We start from the raw sequence: 3,687 nt of genomic DNA, 5'->3' as shown, positions 1-3,687 counted from the left end.
CTTCCCGACGCGCCATATCAAACGCTGGATCATCAAATATGTCTCTTATCATCGGCGAACCATTTTTGTCGCTCGCGATTCCGCCATTACACACTTGGAAGCCAACGGCAACCATTCTCGGGGGGCCGTCAAAAGCCGTGCATTTGCTGTCTTTCAAACCTACGGGCATGAGAGGTCCCCAATGACTGCCCCGCATCCACCCCTCAACAAAATATGTGTGAAGAAATGGCACGAGCATTTCGCCTACAGCAGGCAATCCATGCTGCGCCCTCACGATAGCAACTGGGTCATCCTTTCCAACATATTTGCCTGCGATAAGCGATAGTTTCGTGGTGCTAGTCACAGCACACAGAAGCTCATCCTTAGCTCGCCAAACACGCGAAACATTGTAACGAGTGCTAGTACCGAGGAGGGCAACAAGTTCATACATTTCTTCAGGGCATTTCAAAACTACTTTTTTGTTCTCCTTTGAATCTAAAACCTCAAACTTGAAGCCGCCAACCATGTTTGAGTCAATCACAAGTCCAGCTGTGCTCATGGGATCGGCAAATATGCGAAACATGGGATAGTTAAACGAGCCTGCTGAGGTTTTGTCTGCTGCAAATACAATAATTGGGTCCGAACCTCTTTCTTCAATTTCCATCTCAGCTACACCTGGACCCATACCGCGAACGTTGCCACTGAATGCTGTTTTCAGCAGATCTTGCCCGGCCCCGTAAAGTTTCAAATCCTTCGCTTTCTCGGCAGCCGTCTGAAAAGTGTCCCAAGCTAATGCGTGAATTTCTCTGTTTTTTTCACCTTTCTCATGAACCATGAGAAGCTCAAGATCATCTCCAGCGTTGAACACGTAGAAACTGTTAATGATGCCTTTCTTTTGTGCTTTTTCAAGCTTGTTTTTACCTATTTCGAGTAATGGCTTGGGAACAATATGATGTCCTACTAGGGAACCAACGTCACATTTTATAATTGATATTGTTGTTTTCATGGTTTTTCATATCCATTTCCAGAATTCACATATTCTATTTTATGTTCTTAAAGACTTTACGTTAATAAAGTCAGTTCTAGGCTATTAGTAGCGATAAACGATAAATTTTTGGGTTCAGCGATTGTTTAGCATCAAAAAGAAAAAAGGGCGCTTCTTACCCTTAAGAGATGCGAACTTAAAACTCTATAGTAGTATCAAAAAAAGCCGCCCACCCTAATACATATACATGAAGCTTCTAACTTAATGTGCTACATTGCTTCGTTTAGTAGCTCCAGAATATCTTTCACCACAATTTTATCTTCCACGTCTAATACTTTCACGGCGTCTTCCAAAGTTGTAACACAGAACGGACAGGCAGTTGAAATGACTTCAGCGCCAACTTCTAATGCTTCTTTAACCCGATCTACACTAGGCCTCTTCTCAGGGAGGGCATCCTCTGTCCAAGTTCTTCCGGCTCCTCCACCACAACAAAAACTATTCTCCCTCGCTCTCTTCATCTCAACAAGTTCTAAGCCATCTATTGACCTCAAAATCTGTCGAGGAGCATCGTAAATCTCGTTGCGTTTGCCTAAGAAACAAGGGTCGTGATAAGTAACCTTCTTGTTAACGGGTTTTGAAAGTTTGAGCCTGCCGCTTTTGATGGCTTCGGCGAGAAACTGTGTATAGTGCTGAACATTAAGCCCTTGGTCGCTGTATGGTTTATCGTTCTTGAAAGTGTTGTAGCAGTGTGGAGAAAGTGTTATGATTTTCTCTGCACTGAACTTTTCAAACGTTGAGATGTTATGTTCGGTAAGCATTTCGAACAGTCCTTTTTCGCCAAGTCGCATTATATGATCTCCACAACACCATTCTTCAATGCCAAGCGTTGCAAAGTCAACGCCTAGGCTATCAAATACTGAGACCATGGACCTGGCAATAGCTTGGCTTCTCTGATCATAAGCTGACGCGCAACCCACAAAGGACAATACGTCAGCCTTTTCAACTGTTGGAAACGTTTTAACGTTCAAATCTTTAGCCCAATCCATCCTTTTGCTAGGATGCATTCCCATCGGATTATGATATCTAACAACACTCGTAAGCACGTCCTTAACCGTTCGCGGTATGCTGCCCGTTTCTACCACGAGGCTGCGTTCATCAACTATTGAAGATGAACAATCAATTTCTTTCGGGCAGAACAGTGTACACGAGTTACAAGAGGTGCACAACCATATGCTGTCAGCTGTAGCCTTCAATCGTCCATCTAGGCCTTCATCTCTTGAATCTGAAACAAATCGAAAATTAGCGGCATTAGCAGAAGGCCCGAGGAATTTCTCATCTATTGCGGCTGGGCAAGCGGAATAACAAATAGAACACTTGATGCACAGCGTTAAGTCCCAATACTTTTTAAGGTCCGTTGGTGATTGAATAAATTCATCAAGCTTCTTAAACGCCTCTTCTGGCTTGACTAAGACAGGTTTTATTCTGCTGTATGTGTCAAAGAATGGTTGGATGTCGACAACTAGGTCTTTTATGACGGGCATATTTTGGAGCGGTTCGACGACTAATGTGTCAGAGTTTAGATGGAGTACCTGTGTGTAACAGGCTAGCATCGGTTTTCCGTTAACCAAGACTCCGCAACTTCCACACACTCCCATCCTGCATGAATGCCTAAACGCAAACGTCCCATCTAAATTGTCTTTGATGTATATGAAAGCGTCAAGTAAGGTCGTTCCTTTGCGGACAAGCACGTTATATGTGGATATGTAATGCTTTTTGCTTTGAGGGTTAAAACGGCGTATCTTAAATTCAACAGTTTTCTTAACTTGGGAATTCATGTCATTTAATCTCCTAATAAGCTCTTGCGGCTGGAGGCCACTTGGTTATAGTAACTGGAATGTACTCAAGTCTAGGGCCTTCTTTTGTATAGTAAGCAATAGTATGCTTTAACCAGTTTTCGTCGTCACGTTTGGGGCAATCAAGTCTGGTGTGGGCGCCTCTCGACTCTGTTCTAGCAAGTGCGCCGGCTATTGTAGCTTCACAGAGGTCCAAGGTGAAGTCAAGCTGCAATGCTCCTACGAGCTCAGTGTTGAATTGCTTGTCTTTGTCTTCTATCCTTATGTTCTTGAATCTCTCCTTGAGGTTCCTTAGTTCCTTCAAAGCGCTCTCAAGTTCGTCACCTTTTCTAAATACCCACACTTTCCCACTCATAATATGTCTTAGCTCGTCTCGAATAACAGGAACCCTTTCATCGCCTTCACTGCCCAAGATTTCGCCAAAAACTCTTCTTTCCTCTGCCGAGACTTTTTCACGTGAAATTTCTCGAAGACTGTTTGAAAGGGCGTATTTAGCAGCTTCTTCGCCAGAGACAAATCCGAAAACGAGGCAATCAGATGTCGAGTTAGTGCCAAGCCTATTTGCTCCATGGACATTAAAACAAGCGCATTCGCCTGTAGCATAAAGTCCTGAAACCGGCGTCTCCGTTTTTATATTAGCGTGGATTCCTCCCATGGAGTAGTGAGCCGCTGGTTTAATTGGTATCGGTTCCTCTACGGGATCCACTCCACTCAGTTTTATTGCAACGTCACGTATAAGAGGCAGCCTTTCGTTTATTTTCTCCTCGCCCAAATGTCTAAGATCCAAAGCTATGTAAGGACCGTAACGGCCTTCTAGTCCACGTCCCTCCTGAATCTCTGTCGTCTCTGCTCTGGAAACTATGTCACGTG

Annotated in this window: 3 protein-coding genes; all 3 read right to left on the bottom strand. The window is 44.0% G+C overall.

Features of this window, described 5'->3' with window-relative positions; all coding sequences use genetic code 11:
- Positions 1–985, bottom strand: a 985-nt coding sequence (locus OEX01_09475; GenBank protein ID MDH5449212.1) for a fructose-1,6-bisphosphatase, incomplete at its 3' end; no start/stop codon positions are given.
- A 248-nt stretch (positions 986–1,233) separates the two neighbouring features.
- Entirely contained in the window at positions 1,234–2,799 is a 1,566-nt protein-coding gene (sdhB, locus tag OEX01_09470) for a succinate dehydrogenase iron-sulfur subunit (GenBank protein ID MDH5449211.1), read from the bottom strand.
- A 13-nt stretch (positions 2,800–2,812) separates the two neighbouring features.
- On the bottom strand, positions 2,813–3,687 hold an 875-nt coding region (locus OEX01_09465; protein MDH5449210.1), incomplete at its 5' end, for an FAD-binding protein.

The sequence above is a fragment of the Candidatus Bathyarchaeota archaeon genome (assembly GCA_029882535.1).
GTDB lineage: Archaea > Thermoproteota > Bathyarchaeia > Bathyarchaeales > SOJC01 > JAOUKM01.
This window is presented reverse-complemented; position numbering and strand designations above follow the sequence as displayed.